The sequence below is a fragment of the Flavobacterium sp. UMI-01 genome (genome assembly GCF_019656315.1).
Classification (GTDB): domain Bacteria; phylum Bacteroidota; class Bacteroidia; order Flavobacteriales; family Flavobacteriaceae; genus Flavobacterium.
Map to the genome: position 1 here is coordinate 387,074 of NZ_BPLU01000008.1, position 21,062 is coordinate 408,135.

Below are 21,062 nucleotides of genomic sequence, written 5' to 3' on the forward strand. Positions count from 1 at the left end.
ATGTTTTCAAAATTTATTGACAGACCTGTGTTGTCAACAGTGATATCTATTATCATTGTTATATTGGGAGTATTAGGGTTAATCGCTCTACCTGTTTCTCAATACCCTGAAATAGCCCCTCCTACCGTTTCCGTTTCAGCAAATTACCAAGGTGCAAGTGCCGAAGTTGTTATGAATTCGGTTGTTATTCCGCTGGAAGAACAAATCAATGGTGTTGAAGACATGACGTACATGACTTCAACTTCCAATAATGATGGTTCGGCTTCGATTAATATTTTTTTCAAACTGGGTACCAACCCTGATTTAGCAGCTGTAAATGTTCAGAATCGTGTAGCAAGAGCCACTTCATTATTGCCACAAGAAGTAACCAAGGCTGGAGTTACCACTTCAAAAAAACAAAGCGATAACATCTTAATTTTGTCGCTTTACAGTGAGAATCCAGAATACGATATTACTTTCTTGCAAAATTATGCAAACATCAATCTTCTTCCTAAAATTAAACGTGTAGCGGGAGTTGGAGATGCGGTTATTTTTGGACAACGAGATTATTCGTTACGTATTTGGTTAAAACCTGATGTCATGGGGGCTTATGGTTTGGTTCCTTCAGATATTACAGCATTATTGGCCGAACAAAACATTGAAGCTGCCCCAGGTCAATTAGGTGAAAGCAGCGACCAATCTTTTCAATATACTTTAAAATACAAAGGACGTTTACAAGATACCAAAGAATTTGAAAATATCATTGTACGTTCAACACCAAATGGTGAAGTGCTTAAATTAAGTGATATTGCTAGAATTGAATTAGGTGCTGTAAATTACGCCAGTAATTCGTACACTAACGGAAATCAATCCATTGCTATTGCTATAGCACAAACGGCTGGATCAAATGCACAAGAAGTTATTGAAGGTTCTTTGAAAGTAATGGAGAAATCCTCAATAAATTTCCCAAAAGGTGTAAAATACACTACCCTAATTAATGCAAATGACTTCTTAGAAGAATCCATTACCAAAGTGGTACATACATTAATAGAAGCCTTCTTGCTTGTATTTATAGTAGTTTTCATTTTCTTGCAAGACTGGCGTTCCACCTTGATACCAGCTATTTCAGTACCAGTAGCAATCATTGGAACCTTCTTTTTTCTAAGCTTGTTTGGTTTTACGATTAACTTATTGACTCTATTTGCACTGGTGCTTGCGGTAGGGATTGTGGTTGATGATGCTATTGTTGTGGTTGAAGCTGTACACGCAAAAATGGAAGCAGGAGAACACGACCCACGAAAAGCGGCTCATAGCGCTATGAGTGATATTAGTAGCGCTATTATCTCAATCACACTTGTGATGTCAGCGGTGTTTATCCCTGTTTCGTTTATTAGTGGTTCCGCAGGAGTTTTCTATAAACAATTTGGTTTAACCTTAGCCATAGCAATTGTACTTTCAGCAATTAACGCCTTAACGCTGTCCCCTGCTTTATGTGCTATTTTCTTAAAAAATCACGGAGAAAAGAATCACAAGGGATTTTTAGACCGTTTTTATAGTGCATTCAACACAGGCTTTGATGCAACCACTGCAAAATACAAAAGATCAGTTGAATTTTTAACCAAACGCAAATGGTTAGCATTTTTAGGAGTAGCGGTATTCGTTGGTATATTTATTTTGTTGCTTTCCACTACACCAAAGGCGTTTGTACCAAGTGAAGATACCGGAGCTATTCTTTCAGACATCTCTTTAGCTCCTGGAACTTCCTTGAAAAGAACTGAGGAAATCTTAGTTCAAGTTCAAGATAAAGTAAAAGACCTTCCTGAAGTCAAAGAAGTATTACGTATTTCTGGCCGAAGTTTGATTAGTGGTACAGGAAGTAACTATGGTATGGTAATTTTAAAATTAAAACCTTGGGCAGAACGCAAAGGAGATAATCAAGAAATAACAGCTGTAGTACAAGAATTATTTAAGCGTACCGCAAGTGTTAAAGATGCTAAAGTGTTGTTTTTTGCACGACCTACTTTAACTGGTTTTGGATATTCAAATGGATTCGAATTCCAGTTACAAGATCAAAAAGGAGGTACTATTCAAGAATTAAATGAGGTTAAAACTAAATTTCTTGACGCTTTGAATAGTCGTCCTGAAATTAAATATGCAGCCACTTCGTTTTCACCAAATTTTCCTCAATATCGCATAGATTTAAATGTTCCTGCAATTAAAAAATCAGGATTGAGTGTAACGGATATTTTAGGAACGATGCAAGGTTATTATGGTGGAGTCTATGCTTCCAACTTTAATAAATTTGGAAAACAATACCGTGTGATGTATCAATCAGAACCTCAATTTAGGAGTGATCCTGAATCTTTAAATAAAGTGATGGTTCGAAATAATAATGGCCAAATGGCACCAATTTCACAATTTGTAACATTAGAAAAAGTGTTTGGTCCCCAAGCTATTGACCGCTTTAATTTGTTTACTTCAGTTAAGGTTACTGGAGCACCTAATGCAGGTTATAGTACTGGAGATGCCATTCAAGCTATCGAGGAAGTTTCAAGTCAGTTGTTGCCATTAGGATATGGTTATGAGTATTCAGGTATGACGCGTGAGGAAATTAGCGCAGGCAGTCAAACTTTATTTATTTTCTTATTGTGCTTGGTTTTTGTTTATTTCTTATTAGCCGCTCAATATGAAAGTTACATATTGCCATTTGCAGTATTAATTTCGCTTCCAATAGGTTTAGCGGGTACATATATTTTTGCTTATTTTTTCAATTTAAGTAATAATATTTACCTACAGATTACTTTGATTATGCTCATTGGGTTATTAGCTAAAAACGCCATTTTGATTGTCGAATTTGCTGCTGATGCCCGTAGAAAAGGGTTAAGTATTACACAGGCGGCCATTACTGGTTCAGTAGCGCGATTACGCCCTATCCTTATGACATCGTTTGCCTTTATTTTAGGATTATTACCATTGATGTTAGCGCAAGGTGCAGGAGCTGTTGGAAACAAAGCTATTGGTACGGGTGCCATAGGCGGAATGCTTATAGGTACTGTTTTAGGAGTATTTGTAATTCCTATTTTGTTTATCGTTTTTCAAACGTTACAAGAAAAAATTTCGATTAAACCGTTACCTATAACACAAGAAACAGATGTTCAATCATTAGCCGAAGAAAATGAAAAATAAAATATATAAACTAGCTATTGTTTTGGTTGCTACTTCCCTATTCCAATCTTGTTTTGTTGCCAAAGATTATCAACGACCAGATGTGAAAACGGAAAAACTGTATCGTTCAGAAAAAACCTCCACAGACTCTTTATCTTTAGCTAGTATGAGCTGGGACAAAATCTTTACAGATCCCATTTTACAAGGTTATATTCAAAAAGGATTAGAAAATAATCTGGATATTCGTATTGCAATGCAAAATTTAGTAGCTGCTGAGGCAACCATGAAACAAGGAAAAGCAGGTTATCTGCCTACACTGAGCATTTCCAGTGATTGGACCCATCAAGAGTTGTCAAGAAACAGCCAGTTTGGAGCAATTGTAAGAGATCGTAGTGTGGACCAATTTCAACTCTCAGGAAGCATGAGTTGGGAAGCTGATATTTGGGGTAAAATAAGAAGTAATAAAAGAGGAGTTCAGGCTGCTTTCTTACAAACGCAAGCTGCCAATCAAGCAATAAAAACACAACTTATTGCAACTATAGCTGCTACTTATTATCAATTAATTACCATCGATGAGCAAATCAAAATTACCGAAAATACTTTAGTCAATAGAGATAAAAGTATCGAAACTATTTTGGAATTAAAAAAAGCAGGATTAGTAACCGAAGTGGGCGTTAAACAAACCGAAGCTCAAAAATATGCTACTGAATTAATCTTAGCCGATTTAAAAAACAGTACGGTTTTACTTGAGAACACTTTAAGTGTCTTATTAGGTCAAGCACCTGGTGCAATAGCACGCGCTAGCTTTACAACGGCTCAACAATTTCCTGAGATTACTCTTGGTGTACCCGCAAGCCTATTACGAAACCGACCAGATGTAATAGCGGCAGAGTACAACTTGATTACCAATTTTGAAATGACAAATGTAGCTAAAAGCAGTTTTTATCCTAGCTTAAAAGTAACTGCTACAGCTGGACTTCAGAGTATTGATATTAAACAATGGCTGAGTGCCAATTCAATTTTTGCTAGTGTTATTACAGGACTTACTCAACCTATTTTCAATCAAAGACAAATAAAAACAAGATTTGAAATTGCAAAAGCTAATCAAGAAAAAGCTTATTTACAATTTGAACAATCCTTATTGACAGCAGGAAAAGAAGTCTCTGATGCTTTGGCACAATACAAAAATGAATCATACAAAATTTCCGTTAGAGAAAAGCAGGTACAAGCACTTACAAAAGCTTCAAATTATTCAGACGAATTATTGACCTATGGTTTAGCAAACTATCTTGAAGTGTTAACGGCTAAAAACGACGCTCTTAATGCGCAATTAGGACTTGTAGATAATAAATTTCAACAACATAAAGCCATCATACAATTGTATAGAGCCTTGGGAGGTGGATGGCAATAAAAAATAGTTTCTTGGTTAGGAATTATAATTGGTTGGTTATGTTAGAAGCCACTAAGTTTTATACTTAGTGGTTTTTTTATACCTCATACCAAACCTTAAAAAAGAGTATTGTTTTTTATTTAATATTATATTTTTCTCAAAAAGAAGTACCACTCTTTACATTTTTATTTTTTTTCTATTTGTTATTTCACACAAAATCACTAAATTAGTGCATTACACTTTTTCATTTTTAACAAAAATAACGAATACTCTAAATTTATAGCCTAACTATTTAAGGTCCATAGAATCTAAAAAATCAAAAGAAATACCCAATAAAAAATCAATTAATGTATGAGTGAATATATTAAAATTAAACGGGGATTGAATCTCAAATTGATTGGAGAAGCTGCTAAAACAGTCTTAGATATGCCTGTACCCGAAATTGTTGCTATTAAACCCACTGATTTTATAGGAGTCACCGCCAAACTATTGGTAAAAGTAGGTACAAATGTTGCTGCAGGAACACCTCTTTTCTATGATAAAAATAGCGAAGAAATTCTCTTTTGCTCTCCGGTAAGTGGTGAAATTATTGAAATTGTACGAGGGGCCAAAAGAGCACTACTAGAAATAAAAATCCTTCCTGATAGAGAAACCAATTATGTTTCCTTTCCTGTGGCTTCACCCGAGGAACTTTCAAAAAATAAAATTATAACACAACTTTTACAAAGTGGTGTTTGGCCTTTTATTCGGCAACGACCTTACGGAATTATTGCTAATCCACAAGACACACCAAAAGCGATTTTTATTTCAGCATTTGACACCAATCCGTTGGCTCCTGATTACAATTTTATTTTCTCAAAAAATGAAGCGCATTTTCAAACAGGACTTAATGTTTTAAAAAAACTAACAACAGGAGCAATTCACTTAAACATTGCTGCAAATAGTCCTACAGCTAATGTCTTTTCTCAGGCTAAAAATGTTCAAATTAACACCATTAGCGGACCACATCCCGCAGGAAATATTGGGGTGCAAATTCATCATATTGACCCTTTGAATAAAGGAGAAATAATTTGGTTTGTTTCTCCACAGGATGTGGTGGTAATTGGAAAACTATTTGATAAGGGATTATTTGATGCTTCAAAAATTATCGCTGTTACAGGATCTCAAGTCCAAACGCCTCAGTATTACAAAACCATGATGGGTACTTCCATAAAAACCATTCTTGCTCACGCAGGAGTCAAAAAAGGAGATACCCGAATCATCAGTGGCTCTGTTTTATCAGGAAGTCAAATTGCTGCCGATGGTTTTTTGGGGTTTTATGATTCTCAAATTACTGTAATCCCAGAAGGAAACGAACATGAATTTATGGGTTGGTTGGCTCCAGGTTTTGGAAAATTCAGTATGTCACGTACCTTTTTCTCTTGGTTAACACCCAATAAGAAGCATGATTTGAATACTAATTTACATGGTGAAGAACGTCCATTTGTTATGACGGGACAATATGAAAAAGTTTTTCCAATGGATATTTATCCCGTTCAATTATTAAAATCAATACTAATAGAAGATATCGATATGATGGAAAAATTGGGTATTTATGAAGTAGCAGAAGAAGATTTTGCGCTTTGTGAGTTAGTTTGTACCTCTAAAATTAAATCTCAAGATATCATCCGTCGAGGACTAGATATCATAAGAAAAGAGTTTAGTTAACACTATCTCTATTGAAACAGAATAACCGAGTTAGGAGTGGCTACAAAATTTTTCACTAGTTGGCCTTTTGATTTACTATTAAAAACAGAATGATTTGGAATCACTTAGAAAATTATTGAATAAACTCAAGCCTAATTTTGAAAAAGGAGGAAAATTAGAAACGTTTTATCCTGCCTTTGACGCATTTGAAACTTTTTTATTTGTTCCTAACCATACAACACAAAGTAAGGGAACGCACGTGCGGGACGCAATAGATTTAAAGCGCACTATGATTTTAGTGGTATTGTCATTGCTTCCTTGTTTGTTATTTGGTATCTGGAATATCGGATACCAACACCACAAAGCGATAGGAATCCATCAGGTTCCATTACTAGACAATTTTATATATGGTGGCATCAAAGTACTACCTTTAATCTTAGTTTCTTATGGAGCAGGACTTACTACTGAATTTGTTTTTGCCATCATCAGAAAACATACAATTAATGAAGGTTTTTTAGTTTCAGGAATGTTAATTCCGTTGATTATGCCTATTGATATTCCGCTATGGATGTTGGCTGTTGCTACTATATTTTCAGTTATTATAGGAAAAGAAGTGTTTGGCGGAACAGGTATGAACATCTTAAATCCAGCACTTACCGCTAGAGCTTTTCTTTTTTTTGCGTATCCTAGTAAAATGTCTGGGAACGAAATTTGGATTGATACCACCACAACAAACGGACAATCTCTAGTTGATGCTTACACAGGCGCAACAGCTTTGGGTGATGCCGCAGCAGGTTATGTCGATAAAATTCCGAGTATTATGGATGCTTTCATTGGAATTATTCCTGGTTCTGTTGGAGAAACCTCTACCCTTGCCTGCTTGTTAGGTGCTGCCATATTACTCTATACCGGAATTGGAAGCTGGCGCATTATGACTTCGGTTTTTATAGGAGGTTTTTTAATGGCTTGGCTCTTTAATGCTTTTGGTAGTAATACTTTAATGCAGCTTTCACCGTTGCATCATTTAGTTTTAGGTGGTTTTGCTTTTGGTGCTATTTTTATGGCAACTGACCCCGTAAGCGCCACACAAACCAATACAGGAAAATACATCTATGGTTTTTTGATAGGAGTATTAGCCATTCTTTTTAGAGTATTTAACCCTGCCTATCCCGAAGGAATGATGTTAGCTATACTATTTATGAATGTGATGGCTCCATTGATTGATCATTATGTATTAGAAGCCAATATTAAAAGAAGATTAAAGCGAGTAAAGTCAATACAGAAACAAAATGGATAAAGACAGTAACAAAACAACTTTTATTTTTTCCTCTGTTATGGTAGTGGTAATTGCTATACTACTTTCAGTAACAGCTATCAGTTTGGCACCTTATCAAGAAAGGAATAGTAACATTGAAAAAATGAAAAACATTCTCAACAGTGTTTCAATTACTCCTAAAGATAGTCAGATAGAAACTACTTTTAAACAATACATTACACAACAAATTGTATTGAATAACAAGGGCGAGGCACTAAGTGGAAGTACAGCTGCCTTTGATGTAGATTTAAAAAAAGAAATGGACAAAATTAAATCAGGAAAGTCGGATGAGCGATTGTATCCTCTTTTCATTTGTACAAAAAACAATGAAAAATTCTACATCATACCTATCCGAGGCAAAGGTTTGTGGGGACCTATATGGGGCTACATTGCACTTGAAAGCGACAAAAACACCGTTTATGGGGTGAGTTTTGGTCATAAAAGTGAAACACCCGGTTTAGGAGCCGAAATTGAGACTGTTTCTTTTCAAGAGCAATTTAAAGGAAAAAAAATACGAAATGATTCAGGTGAATTTATCTCAGTCAGTGTAATCAAAGGAGGAGCGGGTGTCACTAACCATCACGGTGTAGATGCAATTTCAGGAGCGACTATAACAAGTATCGGTGTTAGTGATATGATACGAAATACGCTTCAAAATTACATTCTGTATTTTGATAAAGAACAAGAAGTAGCAAATAACAATTAAAATAACAGGATATGAGCAAAGAAAATGTAGCAGTTCCTGCAAAAGTAAAAAAGACAAAAGAGCCTTTGTTGTCTCCCAAAAACAAAAGGCTTTTGTACGACCCTCTGAATGATAATAATCCGATTACAGTTCAGGTTTTAGGCATCTGTTCAGCGCTTGCTGTTACGGTGAAGATGAAGCCTTCAATCGTAATGGCACTTGCAGTGATAGTCGTATGTATGTGTTCTAATTTTATTATTTCATTAATTCGAAATATAATTCCAAATCGCATTCGCATTATAGTACAGCTAACAGTAGTTGCTACGATGGTCATTCTAGTAGATCAATTTTTAAAAGCTTTTTTGTTTGATGTAAGCAAGCAACTTTCTGTTTTTGTGGGCTTAATAATTACAAATTGCATTATTATGGGACGATTAGAAGCCTTTGCTATGTCCAATAAACCTTGGCCTTCGTTACTAGATGGTATTGGAAACGGTTTTGGATATGGAGCAATTTTAATTATCGTTTCGATGATTCGAGAATTGTTTGGTTCAGGCGAATTGTTAGGGTATCGTGTAGTTCCTGATGTTATTTACGAAATGGGATATTTTAATAATAGCTTGGCAATTATGCCTCCTATGGCGTTAATTATAGTTGGCATTCTTATTTGGATACAAAGAAGTCGCAATCAAAAACTCATCGAATCTAAATAATCAAGCTATTTTAATGCTTAGTAATTCACAAAAATAAATTAAACTTTTCATCATGGAGCATATCAATATTTTTATAAAAGCCATTTTTATTGAGAACATGATATTTGCTTATTTTTTGGGCATGTGTTCCTACTTAGCTATTTCCAAAACCGTCAAAAGTGCTTTGGGATTAGGATTAGCGGTAACTTTTGTCTTATTTATTTCGGTGCCTGTCTGTTATCTTTTGGAAAAATACATTTTAAAGGCAGGAGCTTTGCGATGGATTTCAACCGAATATGAAACCGTTGATCTTAGTTTTTTAAGTTTTATCATGTTTATTGCAACCATAGCTTCAATTGTACAATTAGTCGAAATGATTATTGAAAAATTTGCGCCTGCATTGTATAGTTCCTTGGGGATATTTTTACCCTTAATTGCCGTGAATTGCTCCATTTTAGGAGGAGCTTTGTTTATGCAAGAAAGAGAATATGCCTCCTTAGGCGAAGCAACTGCATTTGCTTTAGGTTCGGGTATAGGATGGTTATTGGCTATTATTGCTTTAGCAGCTATACGAGAAAAATTACGCTATTCCAATGTTCCTGCCCCTTTAAGAGGTTTAGGTATAACATTTATTTTAACAGGCTTAATGGCTATTGCCTTTATGAGCTTTATGGGCATATCATTATAAATCTTTAATCCAATTGAAAATGATTCTATTTAGTATTGATACAACCACAATCATTTCTAGCATAATTGTTTTTTTATTATTCAATTCGCTTTTGGTATATATCATTTTGTATGCTAAATCCAAATTGACGCCATCTGGTCTTGTGAAAATTGTGATAAACAAAGAAGACGAATTGGAAACAGAAGCAGGAGCTTCACTACTTGCCACACTTTCGAATAAAAAAATATTTTTACCTTCAGCTTGCGGCGGTGGTGGCACTTGTGGCATGTGTAGATGCCAAGTATTATCAGGAGGTGGTGCTATATTACCAACAGAAACGCCTTATTTTTCTAGAAAAGAACAACAAGACAACTGGCGATTGGGTTGTCAAGTTAAGGTTAAACAAAACATGGAAATTGTAGTTCCTACAAGTGTCATGGGAATTAAAAAATGGGAATGCGAAGTGGTTTCAAATAACAATGTTGCAACCTATATAAAAGAACTCGTAGTGCAATTGCCTAAAGGTGAATTTTTAGATTTTCAACCCGGTTCTTATATTCAATTAGATGTTCCTGAATGTGAAATAGATTTCAAAACTGATCTTTATAAAATTGACGATCGTTTCAAATCTGATTATGATAAATTCGGGATTTGGGATTTAATCATGAAAAATCCAGAGCCTATTTTTAGAGCTTATTCTATGGCAAATCATCCTGCCGAAGGAAATATTATCATGCTCAATATCCGTCTTGCTACTCCTCCATTTGACCGTAAAGCGGGTGGATTTATGAAGGTCAATCCTGGTGTTTCGTCTTCTTATGTTTTTTCGTTAAAACCAGGTGATAAAGTGGCTATCGCAGGTCCGTTTGGTGATTTTCATATCAAACCTACACAAAGAGAAATGGTTTATATAGGTGGTGGTGCAGGAATGGCCCCGTTGCGTTCGCACCTATTTCATTTGTTTCATACATTAAAAGAAAAAAATCGAAAAATAAGTTTTTGGTATGGCGGAAGATCCTCTAAAGAAGTGTTTTATACTGATGATTTTAGAAAAATTGAAGCTGAATTTCCTAATTTCGAATACAATATAGCCTTATCCGAACCCTTACCTGAAGACAATTGGACAGGTTTTACGGGTTTTATCCACAATGTATTATTTGAGAATTATTTAAAAAATCATGAGTCACCAGAAGATATCGAATATTATATTTGTGGGCCTCCCTTGATGAATGCAGCCGTCTTTAAAATGTTAGACGAACTAGGAGTTCCTCCTGAAAATATTGCTTTTGATGATTTTGGAGGATAATCATTTAGATAACCAAATAAAAATATTTCTTAATTAAACCTGTTTCAAAACAATCAGATGATAAAAACGTTATGGGGTATTATTTGTTGCACCTGTCTTTTGGGTAGTTGTACTTCTCCAAACGATACAACCATTTTTCTGAGTGGCAAAACACAAGGAACCACTTACCATATCACTTATTTGTCTCCAAATGGAAAAGCATTTCAAAAAGAAATAGACGCTATACTTAAGAATATTGATGCTTCGATGTCCACTTGGGAACCCAATTCAATTATTTCTAGAATAAATGACAATGATACCACTGTGGTAATTGATGATTATTTTAGAAGGGTTTACACCCAATCTGTTGTTATTTCAGAAGCCACAGAAGGTGCCTTTGATTGTACTATTGGTCCTTTAGTTAATGCTTATGGCTTTGGTTCTACTACAAAAAAAACGCTTGATAAAACAAAGGTAGATAGTTTATTACAGCTTGTTAATTATCGAAAAATAACGCTCAGAAACAATAAAATAATCAAAGAAAAACCCGAAATTAAAATCGATTTTAATGCTATTGCCCAAGGCTTTTCGGTAGATATTTTAGCTGATTTTTTAGAGCGTCAAGGAATAAAAAATTATTTGATTGAAATAGGCGGCGAAATCAAAACCAAAGGAAAAAAAGGAAAAAATAATTGGAAAGTAGGCATAGAACAGCCCATTGACAATCCTGATTCACAAAGAAATTTAGAGGCCATAATAACTTTAGAAAACAAAGCGTTGGCTACTTCAGGAAATTATCGAAAATTCTATGTTGAGGGCAATCAAAAATTTTCACACATCATTAATCCGAAAACAGGATATCCAGCCAAACATAATTTATTAAGCACTACCGTAATCGCTGATGACGCCACTACCGCTGATGCTTATGCCACTGCCTTTATGGTGATGGGACTCTCTAAGTCGATTGCTTTTATTGAAAAAAACAAACACTTACATCTTGAAGCTTATTTTATTTATGACGAAAAGGGCAACTGGAAAACGTATGCTTCTGAAAGTCTTAAAACACGTATTCAAAAAGCCGATTAAGATTTACATTTTTCTTGTGGTTTAGCCCCACAGATACTACACACCTCCCCTTCTTCACTTTGCACTAACGGATTGTTACTGCTACATGTACCTGAAAAGCGTCCGTTTTTTTTAATTAAAAGTTTGATGGCAAGTCCCATTATCGCCAGACCTAAAAACAAAACAGCAAGAATAATAGTAATCATAGTATTGTTTTTGAATAATTATTTGGCTTTTGTTCCGTGAATATACGAATCCAAATGATCAATGGTGTTTTTTTGTAATTCAATAATTGATTTTACAACATCTCCAATAGAGACAATACCTACTACGTTGCTATCCTCCACAACAGGTAAATGTCTTACTCTTTTATTTGTGATCAAATCCATGCAATAATAAATGTCATCATTGGGATGTACGCTGATGATTTCCTCATCCATAATTTCATGAACAAAAGTTTCTTTGGAAGCTTTATTTTTCAGAACTACTTTTCGGGCATAATCTCTCTCCGATAAAATCCCTTTCAAAAGATTATCTTCGATGACTAAAACAGCTCCTATATTTCTTTCTCCCATGATTCTTAATGCTTCATAAACGGTAATGTTGGATGGGATGGAATGGATATCGTATCCTTTTTCGGTGAGTATTTGATTTACAGTCATAATTGATGGTTTTTATGTTATCCTTAAATTTAATAAAAAATACAGTTCAAACTCGTAAAAAATAGTTAATTATTTCTTTATATTATTCTGAATACCAATATTATGACATAAAAAAACTCAAGTAGAACCAATTTTCTTTCTTGAGTTTTTCAAATTTTTTTTAAAAAGCTTTTGATTCACTTTTAGCCTATTTATCAAATGGATTTGCTTTTCAAATGCTGTTTCATTTCCCGTTTGGACATTTCTTTGGTGATTAAAGTAGCATTGGATTCAGCTGTGTAACTGTCTTTGGGTACAATCTTGATTACCCCTTCTTTTGTATAAAAATAAGGCGTTAGATAGGCATACGGACTTTTTGCTGTTTTAAATGTCGCATTGGTATTATCAACTTTTCTATTTTGATCGTAATAATAAATATTAAAATGCAAAACATGGCGGCTGTTATCAAATTTACTCAATACCCCCAACATGGTCTCTGGATAAACTACATCGCCTAATTTTACTTTAAAACTGTCTTTTTTAAAACCTTTGTAAATGGCATAGGTTCCATCTTCATGCTCAATTAAAACTGAATTGGTTTTACTTGTAAAAATGACACGTGATAAAGTATCCATTTGGTATTCATTTTTAATTTGAACAACAATTCCTTTTCTCATTGCATAAACACTATCTGGAGTTTTACTACTCACACTATAGGATTTCCATGACTCAATTTTTTCTGCTCCATAGTATTTTTCGTTTACATTGTTGCTTTCTTGAACTGTAATTTTTTTCCTTTTCTTAAATGGGAGTATATATTGAAAAAGGCTATCCACTTTAGGTTCGTTATTTCCTAGAGAATACGAAACGGAATAAGCAAAATTAATCGGCGCCTCTTTATTTTCTGGGTTAAGTCTAATCAAATCCCCTTGATCGTATTTTAATACTTTTTCAAAATCACTAACATAAGTGTTATTAAAATTCGTGAATTTTAATTTTACAACATAACTCCCAGGCATTTTTTTAATATACTTAATATCCACGGTGTTGTCGTTATTTCGCACAGAAGTTACTTCAATCACATTTTGTTGCGCTAATGTTTTGATGCTTGTACCAAGACAAACCAAAGTTATCCCAATGATAAAGGGTAATTTTAATTTCATAAAGTAGTTTTATAATAGTTGATTGATAAATTGATAGGTTAGAGAGATTGATATAGCGAGTCCAAAACTAAGTAACGTCCCTACTAATACATATTCAGTGAGATTTCTATCATTGGCATTATTCAAATCTCCAAAACGAAAAATAGATTTAGCTCCTAGTAAGAACCCCACTCCTTCCCAATAATTCATTGTTATAAATAAAAAAATAAAAAGTCGTTCCAGCATACCGATGAATTTACCCGCTTGATTAGGGTTTTGTTCTTTCATTTTCCATTTGGAGAGCAAAATTTTAATCACCACGGCGGCAACCTGAGTTTGCATGATGAACGCCATTAAGAGTAGTAACATTTTCGAAACCAAAAGTGGTTCTGCTTTAAAATAATAAGGTTCATATTGGTAAACAACCAATACGATAACTAGTAAATGTGCCAATTGGTCTAAAAAAAATAAAGAAATTGTATTCTTTTTATTTTGGTAAATAGCTTTACATCTATCAATGATATAATGCGTTACGAGTACCGTTAAAATGCCTAACCAGTATCTAAATTGAAATTGTAACGCTATCAATAGTACCACGCCATGAACACCAATATGATAACTAAGGTATTTTGTATGCTGTTTATGCGTTAGTCTGGCCTGTACCCATTTGTCAGGTTGCAATAAAAAATCTCCTATAATATGTGCTAATAAAAAAGGAATCAGTAATGTTAACATAATGCTACAATCGTTTTTTGATAATAAACCAGTAATTGATGGAGTTCATCATATCCCCCTCGTTTCAAAGCCTCACTAATATTTCCTTGTCTTTTTTTAGGAAGACTTTCTGCAATTTCTTTTTGACTCATCAAAGGATTTTGAAGTTTCCATAAGACTACTTCGGCTGTTTTTGGAGTCCATTTATCCATTGTCAAAGAGGCCAATTGCAACATGGTGTTTAAGGTTATATCCCAATCTTGCCAAGGTGATTGTAATGCCAAAGTTTGTTTGCTCAGTCCATCGAAACAAGTCCCTGAATTTAAAAAGGCTGTTCCATTTGATTCTGTTACTTTATCTGTTTGGTATTCTACCTCGCCTATTCCTATTGCCATTCGTACATTGATATCTTTGCTTTTTAAAAAAGATTTGATAACAAAACTTATGTGCAAGGCTTGTTCTGGAGTTACAATCAATTGAAAACTATCTCCTCTAAAAATTTCCCATTCCTTAGGATTGGTTCCGTATTGATTTAGGACCTCTTTTAAAGCCGTTAGCCATAACGATGCCTCTTTTTGTCGTGACTGGATGATATCTCCAGTGATTACTGCTACCATAACTTTTTTCTTGTAAAGATATCTATTTAAAAGAAGATATTATAAAATATCTACAAAAAAGCATATATTTTAAATTATCTTTCAATTAACAGATATTTTAATCCTATAAAGATTTACAGATAATTCAAATTAGAATAAAAGTAAGTAAATTTTTAAAGCAAATAATAATTGACTTTCGATTTATTAAAAATTAATGTTCTTCGTACCAATGAAACTTTTGTTCTACAATGGTTTGCTTTTCTAACTTGATGTAATCAAGCAATGCATTCGAAATCAGGGAATGTTTTTTTCCTTTAAGCCATATCAAACTCCAATTTGTTTTAATAGGAAGTCCTTTTACAGGAATAATTTGCAATTCCTTCCTATAGAGTTCATTTTTGATACCAATTAAAGGCATAATAGAATAACCAAGACCCGCAATAAGTGCTTGTTTGACTGCTTCATTAGAGGTTAATTCCATTTTTTTAAGGACCGAAATGTCATGTCGTGCAATAAACTTTTCCATAGTTTGTCGTGTCCCCGAACCTTCTTCTCTAAAGATTAAAGGTAGGTTTTCAAAAATCTTCTTAATGTTTTTCTCACCATTATAACTCGTTTCGGTATTGCCTACTAAGTACAATTTATTTTGTAATAAATCCAGTTGTTCAATTTCTAGATTAGTAGGAATAATGGAAACCAAAGCAAAGTCAACATCGTTATTCTTCAAACTATCAATGACTTTACTTTTATTTGTCACATCCATCTGAAGCTCGATTCCAGAGTGTTTTTTCATAAAATCAGCCAAAAAATAAGGCATCACATATTTTCCTGTAGAAACAATAGAGAGTTTTAATTTACCTGCCAAATGTCCTTTATAAGCCATCGTTTTATAATCAATTGCCTGTACCTGATTGATGATATTCTCGGCTGCTTCGGCAATTTCGTGACCAAAATCCGTAATGTAAATTTTTCTTCCAATGACTTCTGTAAGCGGAATTTCAAACTGGTCCTGAAAATTTCTAAGCTGAATAGAAACCGCAGGTTGAGTCAAATGCAATTCATCAGCTGCTTTGGTGACACTTTTGGTTTGTACAATTTTTAAAAATATCTGTAATTGATTAAGAGTATAATTCATAAAATATATTTATGTTTTTGATTACGAATATAAATAAAAATTTATGAATTACTTTCTTCAATTTTGCTGTGTAAAAAAACAACTTTAAAAAAAATTGAACATGCAAAAAACACACGACTTAAAATTAATCAATGGAACTTACTTACCTGAAGAGGCAACAGCTATTTTACTGAACTTATATGATAAAAAAATAAGCTTTCATGTTTTACAGGAATTCAGCACGCAAATATGCAAGGGAAAATCAGATTTGAATTCAGTGGAACGAATCCCAGAACTACAGGCTGATATAAAAACAATTAAGGGAATCATTGCAGAAGCAAAAAAATACAATCAAAAACTAACTGTAAAATCAGTACTTCAAATTGAACTTAGTTCTTAAGCAAAAGACTTTTTAAAAAATAAAAATCACCATACAAAGAAAAAACATAATCAATGAATTTTAATCTTCTTACTGAAAATTTGACAAATCCTGCTTTACTCTTTTTTGTTCTAGGAATTATTGCAGCTTATTTAAAAAGTGATTTAGAAATACCACAAAATTCTTCAAAATTCATTTCCTTATACTTACTATTTGCCATAGGTTTCAAAGGTGGACAAGAATTATCCCACGAAGCCTTTACTAGTGAAATTGCGCTGTCAATTTTATTTGGAATAGTTATTTCACTGAGCATACCACTTTATACATTTTTTATTTTAAAAAGAAAACTAAACGTGTTTGACTCAGGTGCCATTGCAGCCGCCTATGGTTCGGTGAGTGCCGTAACCTTTGTAACAGCGGTTTCTTATCTGGAAGCACAAAACTTAGTTCTTCATGGTCACATGGTTGCCATAATGGCATTAATGGAGAGCCCTGCCATCATTATCGGTTTAGTATTAATTACACTTTTCAATAAAAAAGAATCTAATACTGTTAAAAAGCGTATGGTACTCAAACATTCACTAACCAATGGAAGTGTCTTATTGATTCTAGGAAGCTTATTAATAGGTTATATGGCAAATGCGCATCAAGCTGAAGGCATAAAACCTTTTACGAATGATTTATTCAAAGGTTTTCTGGCCATTTTCCTTTTGGATATGGGAATTACCAGCGGTAAAAAATTAAAATCTTTTTTCTCCTTTGGTTGGTTTCCATTCCTATTTGCACTAGTAATTCCCTTGGTTAATGGGGGTATATTTGCAATAGCTAGTTCACTTGTGACCGATGACGTTGCTAATCGATTTATCTTTGCCATCCTAGCAGCCAGTGCTTCATACATAGCAGTTCCTGCCGCGATGAAAATTACTGTTCCAAAAGCAAATCCAGGATTGTTTTTACCCATGGCGCTCGCAATAACCTTTCCAATCAATATCACTATAGGAATGCCAATCTATTTCTTGATAATACAATCTTTTTAGAAACAATACCACACTAGTTACTAAAAAAGGATGTTTAAAAAGCTGCTTGAATTGTCCTCTAATTAGGGCAAAAGTGCGAACTTTTTAAACATCCTTACATCAGGAATTTTACAACAAAAATTACTAGAAATCAATCCCTAGAGAAAATTGCCATACTCTGTTAAAGGTTTTATTTTCTTCATACAAATCACCTAAACCTAAATGGTAACGCACTCCGATACTGATACCTGAATTAGATTTTAACCCTGCTCCAAAGTTCATTCCCCAATCAAATTTTTTCGGATCATATTCTTCTGAACTATTGAAAAAAGTCCCACTGTATTCTTCTTTATGTGTTACGGCAAAACCAGCTTGCGGGCCTATTTCAAAGAAAAAATTATCTGCAGGATACGCTTTGAACATTAAGGGAATATTGATATAATTTAATTTTTGAGTGAATTTAGAATTTCCATTGTTAATCACGTATCCTTGTTGAGAAAACATAATCTCAGGCTGAATCGCAAAGTTATCACTCACAAATGATTCTCCGTACAATCCAATATGAAACCCATGACGTTGATCAGTTTCACCATCACCATCAAAGCTTACAGCAGCCAAATTATATCCTCCTTTAATTCCTACACGTGATTTATCTGAAGTGTTTTCTTGGGCAAAAAGGGCACTAAAATTTACAAAACATAAGGCTAAAATGAAATGTGTTGTTTTCATAATTATTATTTTTAATTAAACGTTTTTACAATAGTTATTTTCCTCCATTCGCTTTTAAATCAGCTAGACATTGAGAATCCAATTTAGGAACAGAACCACCCGAAATCATTGACCCCACACCTCCACCAGTTTCAGTTGCCCAATACATCAAACAACTTTCTACATTACAATGTTTTTCATGCTCAGTATCTTCGTGATTGCTTTGAAGTGGGGCGCCAAAATTAGTCAATCCTAACAAATGTCCAAATTCATGTTCGATTACCGTCGTTTCCAGTAGGCTTCGATTGGGCTGAAAAGCTCCTCCTGATAGTCGTTGAATGGTTTTTTGATAAATCACAAATGAAGTATTGCGATATGCAGTTCCCATTACTACACGATCTGAGGTGTTATTGGCTGATTCACCATCTGCAAAAAAAGCCCAGACTGCTATTTCACTATCTGTATTGTACAAGGTTCTATTAGCATTTTCAAAGGCAATTACTTCTTGATTGGTAAAAGTCGTTTTTTGAGGAGAAGCAATGCTTCTTTTTACAACTCGAATACCACCTGGTTTATAGGTTCTTTCGTTTAAGAAAGCGACTAGATTTGCTATTGCTGTAGCCGAGGGTTCATTTCCTGAGACATAAACCACCTCCAAAACCATACTTTTAAAAACAGCATCCGACAGTAAGTCTTTGGAAGAACTACCCGTGCTTTTTCTATTATTAGCAACTGGATATCCATTTACCATTTCTCCGCCTGTATCATCTTGAGAACAAGAGAAAAACAGAAATAAAAACAAGAAGGCAACTATAATTTCTTTTTTCATGATGATGATTTGATATCAATTAATAAAAAAGGACTGAAAAGCGAATACCAATTATTTAATTTTCATTTCTAACTATTAGGATAAATACTCTATTATTTGAAATACTAATACCTAGTTAAGTTAGTAAAAAAAACAGAATGGTTATTTTCAGTCCTCTTTTTTACATTAGATTAAATTTGTTTCAAAACCAACGTCACTGCAGCATTTGTAGTACTTTGTAAAGTAATTGCTGAGGTTGTCATACTGGTCACTTTCCATTTATTGTTGAATAAATTAAAGTTAGCATTTCCAGAAAAATTCATTTCCAAATACACATCAGTAGTTGTTGTTACAGCATACGTACCATTTACTGTTGAAATCAATGCATTGGTAGCTTTAATTTTAAAGTCATTAGTAAAATCAACTGTATAATCTTTATAATCATTGGCTTTATCCACCCCTAAACTAATAAACGACTGCACTTTAAAAGCCCCATCAACCATAATCTTTTGCAATTTAACAGCATTAGCCTCAGCTTCATCCATAACGTTTTCAGTAGCTCTACATTCGTTGATACTGGATTGCAATTCAGCATCACTATTAATTGAAATCGTGGTGTTGTCACTGAAAGTGATTGAAATAGGGTATTTTATTGCAAATAATTCATCGTTATTTGCATTACTCATATACGTGTATAATTGTTGTTTGGATGTAATTACAAGACTTCCTGTTTGCTCAAAGGTCGTGTTGTACGTTAAAAGTGTAAGTGGGAAATTAAATTTAATACATTTAATAGCATCCTTACCTTCATTTGTAGCTTGTGAACAAGCATTTACAATAGCATTATATTCTGTTTGATTGTTAACAGTAACTTCTGTGTAGTTGCTAGTTTTAACTTTTAATGGAAATTGTAAGGCTACCGTATCTTGATCATCATTAAATTTTCCAAGAATCGAAATCACTTGTTGATAATCCAATTGGGTTAATAAGGTAATCATCACCCCATTTACGGTTGCTGTAGCAGGTAAAACAATAGACGAACAAGAGTTACCGTCCAAAAAATCATCAAAAGAACCATCGTACATCGTAGTACGCTTGATGTTATTGGCCGTGGTAGAATTGACACTGTTAGGATTATCTCCATTTACTTCATCAATTTCGTTTTGGCAAGAGGTAAAACCTAATAAGGCTACTAAAGCCATTCCTGTAATAATTCTTAACTTTTTCATAATTTTCAAATTTAATGTTTTTATAATTATTTATGGTGTTTAAAACCGTTTCTATAAATAAGACAACCATGGCTTTGTTTACCCTACCCTAATTTTGAAAAAAATATAAAAAAATAATCCTATGTGAGTTATGTTCTTAAAAATCAACATATTAAATATTTAAAAAATATATAAAAAAGGGAATGACACATTCTTTTTAGATTGTTTATTAAAAAAAAGTAATTTTACAGTTACCAAAAAAACAAATAACCCTGATGATCGAAGAAAAAAATAGTCTTTGTGAAGAAAACCATTTTAACGATTTTTATTTGAAAAATGTTCAGTCTGCCACCAACTTTGCCTTTTTCAAATGTGGAAACCGTGATACAGCATTGGATTTAGTTCAAGATGCCTTTACAAAAATTTGGGAGAACTGTGCTCAAATTGATTTTACCAAAGTCAAAACATATTTATGGACAACAGTCAATAATTTATTTCTCAATTCAATTAAGCATCAAAAAGTTGTTTTTCAATATCAAAAAGACGTTCCTAATTTAGATATAACAAATCAAAACCCCGAATATCTTTTACAAGAAGAAGAATTCAAAGAAAAACTTCAAAAAGCGATTAGTGCTTTAAGCGAAGCGCAACGAGAAGTTTTTTTACTCAATAGAATTGAAGGCAAAAAATACCGTGAAATTGCCGACTTACTCGGGGTTTCACAAAAAGCAGTAGAAAAAAGAATGACCGCTGCACTTAAATCACTCAAATCACAAGTAGAAGGTATATAATAATTTTAAGCGGCAA

21 protein-coding genes are annotated in these 21,062 nt (G+C 33.7%); 12 read left to right on the forward strand and 9 right to left on the reverse strand.

Annotation, left to right across the window (positions count from 1 at the left end):
* The 9 genes from K5R64_RS06260 to K5R64_RS06300 all read left to right on the forward strand — a co-directional run bounded on the left by K5R64_RS06260 (position 1) and on the right by K5R64_RS06300 (position 11,950).
* Positions 1-3,165: an efflux RND transporter permease subunit gene (locus K5R64_RS06260; RefSeq protein ID WP_220761889.1), complete on the forward strand. Its 3,165-nt coding sequence runs from the start codon at positions 1-3 to the stop codon at positions 3,163-3,165.
* Complete coding sequence (locus tag K5R64_RS06265; RefSeq protein ID WP_220761891.1) at positions 3,155-4,555, forward strand: efflux transporter outer membrane subunit; 1,401 nt, start codon at positions 3,155-3,157, stop codon at positions 4,553-4,555. Before K5R64_RS06260 ends, K5R64_RS06265 begins: the two co-directional genes overlap by 11 nt.
* A 330-nt stretch (positions 4,556-4,885) precedes the next feature.
* Positions 4,886-6,241 (forward strand): Na(+)-translocating NADH-quinone reductase subunit A, encoded by a 1,356-nt coding sequence (locus K5R64_RS06270; RefSeq protein WP_220761893.1) that lies wholly within the window; start codon positions 4,886-4,888, stop codon positions 6,239-6,241.
* Between the two features lie 94 nt (positions 6,242-6,335).
* A complete protein-coding gene (locus tag K5R64_RS06275) occupies positions 6,336-7,517 on the forward strand; it encodes an NADH:ubiquinone reductase (Na(+)-transporting) subunit B (RefSeq protein WP_220761895.1) in 1,182 nt (393 codons plus the stop codon).
* Positions 7,510-8,241, forward strand: coding sequence for an NADH:ubiquinone reductase (Na(+)-transporting) subunit C (gene nqrC / locus K5R64_RS06280; RefSeq protein ID WP_220761897.1), 732 nt, complete (start codon positions 7,510-7,512; stop codon positions 8,239-8,241). Before K5R64_RS06275 ends, nqrC begins: the two co-directional genes overlap by 8 nt.
* A gap of 11 nt (positions 8,242-8,252) precedes the next feature.
* Positions 8,253-8,933, forward strand: coding sequence for an NADH:ubiquinone reductase (Na(+)-transporting) subunit D (locus K5R64_RS06285; protein ID WP_220761899.1), 681 nt, complete (start codon positions 8,253-8,255; stop codon positions 8,931-8,933).
* Between the two features lie 52 nt (positions 8,934-8,985).
* Positions 8,986-9,600, forward strand: coding sequence for an NADH:ubiquinone reductase (Na(+)-transporting) subunit E (gene nqrE, locus K5R64_RS06290; RefSeq protein WP_220761901.1), 615 nt, complete (start codon positions 8,986-8,988; stop codon positions 9,598-9,600).
* A 19-nt stretch (positions 9,601-9,619) separates the two neighbouring features.
* Positions 9,620-10,885: an NADH:ubiquinone reductase (Na(+)-transporting) subunit F gene (nqrF, locus tag K5R64_RS06295; protein WP_220761903.1), complete on the forward strand. Its 1,266-nt coding sequence runs from the start codon at positions 9,620-9,622 to the stop codon at positions 10,883-10,885.
* A gap of 57 nt (positions 10,886-10,942) precedes the next feature.
* The gene (locus K5R64_RS06300; protein ID WP_220761905.1) at positions 10,943-11,950 is read left to right on the forward strand and encodes an FAD:protein FMN transferase; all 1,008 of its coding nucleotides are present in this window, start codon (positions 10,943-10,945) and stop codon (positions 11,948-11,950) included.
* On the opposite strand, the gene K5R64_RS06305 is transcribed toward K5R64_RS06300, so the two are convergent.
* The 6 genes from K5R64_RS06305 to K5R64_RS06330 form a co-directional block, all read right to left on the reverse strand.
* Entirely contained in the window at positions 11,947-12,135 is a 189-nt protein-coding gene (locus K5R64_RS06305; RefSeq protein ID WP_220761908.1) for a membrane or secreted protein, read from the reverse strand. The two genes, K5R64_RS06300 and K5R64_RS06305, sit on opposite strands and share 4 nt — an antisense overlap.
* Positions 12,136-12,153: 18 nt before the next feature.
* Positions 12,154-12,591 (reverse strand): CBS domain-containing protein, encoded by a 438-nt coding sequence (locus K5R64_RS06310; RefSeq protein WP_220761910.1) that lies wholly within the window; start codon positions 12,589-12,591, stop codon positions 12,154-12,156.
* 194 nt (positions 12,592-12,785) lie between these two features.
* The gene (locus tag K5R64_RS06315; protein WP_220761912.1) at positions 12,786-13,733 is read right to left on the reverse strand and encodes a peptidoglycan DD-metalloendopeptidase family protein; all 948 of its coding nucleotides are present in this window, start codon (positions 13,731-13,733) and stop codon (positions 12,786-12,788) included.
* 9 nt (positions 13,734-13,742) lie between these two features.
* Positions 13,743-14,447 (reverse strand): DUF3307 domain-containing protein, encoded by a 705-nt coding sequence (locus tag K5R64_RS06320; protein WP_220761914.1) that lies wholly within the window; start codon positions 14,445-14,447, stop codon positions 13,743-13,745.
* On the reverse strand, positions 14,441-15,043 hold the full coding sequence (locus K5R64_RS06325) for a SatD family protein (RefSeq protein ID WP_220761916.1): 603 nt from the start codon (positions 15,041-15,043) through the stop codon (positions 14,441-14,443). Before K5R64_RS06325 ends, K5R64_RS06320 begins: the two co-directional genes overlap by 7 nt.
* 190 nt (positions 15,044-15,233) lie before the next feature.
* A complete protein-coding gene (locus K5R64_RS06330; RefSeq protein WP_220761918.1) occupies positions 15,234-16,157 on the reverse strand; it encodes a LysR family transcriptional regulator in 924 nt (307 codons plus the stop codon).
* A 100-nt stretch (positions 16,158-16,257) separates the two neighbouring features.
* On the opposite strand from K5R64_RS06330, the gene K5R64_RS06335 reads away from it, so the two are divergent.
* Positions 16,258-16,536 carry a hypothetical protein gene (locus K5R64_RS06335; RefSeq protein ID WP_220761920.1) on the forward strand — a complete coding sequence of 93 codons (279 nt, stop codon included), beginning with the start codon at positions 16,258-16,260 and terminating at the stop codon, positions 16,534-16,536.
* A 53-nt stretch (positions 16,537-16,589) separates the two neighbouring features.
* A complete protein-coding gene (locus K5R64_RS06340) occupies positions 16,590-17,552 on the forward strand; it encodes a sodium-dependent bicarbonate transport family permease (protein ID WP_220761922.1) in 963 nt (320 codons plus the stop codon).
* 123 nt (positions 17,553-17,675) lie between these two features.
* Here K5R64_RS06340 and K5R64_RS06345 read toward each other — a convergent pair whose 3' ends face one another.
* The 3 genes from K5R64_RS06345 to K5R64_RS06355 all read right to left on the reverse strand — a co-directional run bounded on the left by K5R64_RS06345 (position 17,676) and on the right by K5R64_RS06355 (position 20,276).
* Positions 17,676-18,260 carry a porin family protein gene (locus tag K5R64_RS06345; protein WP_220761924.1) on the reverse strand — a complete coding sequence of 195 codons (585 nt, stop codon included), beginning with the start codon at positions 18,258-18,260 and terminating at the stop codon, positions 17,676-17,678.
* Between the two features lie 34 nt (positions 18,261-18,294).
* Positions 18,295-19,068, reverse strand: coding sequence for a membrane metalloprotease (locus tag K5R64_RS06350; RefSeq protein WP_220761926.1), 774 nt, complete (start codon positions 19,066-19,068; stop codon positions 18,295-18,297).
* A 170-nt stretch (positions 19,069-19,238) separates the two neighbouring features.
* Complete coding sequence (locus K5R64_RS06355; protein ID WP_220761928.1) at positions 19,239-20,276, reverse strand: hypothetical protein; 1,038 nt, start codon at positions 20,274-20,276, stop codon at positions 19,239-19,241.
* Between the two features lie 254 nt (positions 20,277-20,530).
* Here K5R64_RS06355 and K5R64_RS06360 point away from each other — a divergent pair, with 254 nt between their 5' ends.
* Positions 20,531-21,046: an RNA polymerase sigma factor gene (locus tag K5R64_RS06360; RefSeq protein ID WP_220761930.1), complete on the forward strand. Its 516-nt coding sequence runs from the start codon at positions 20,531-20,533 to the stop codon at positions 21,044-21,046.
* Positions 21,047-21,062 lie beyond the last annotated feature (16 nt).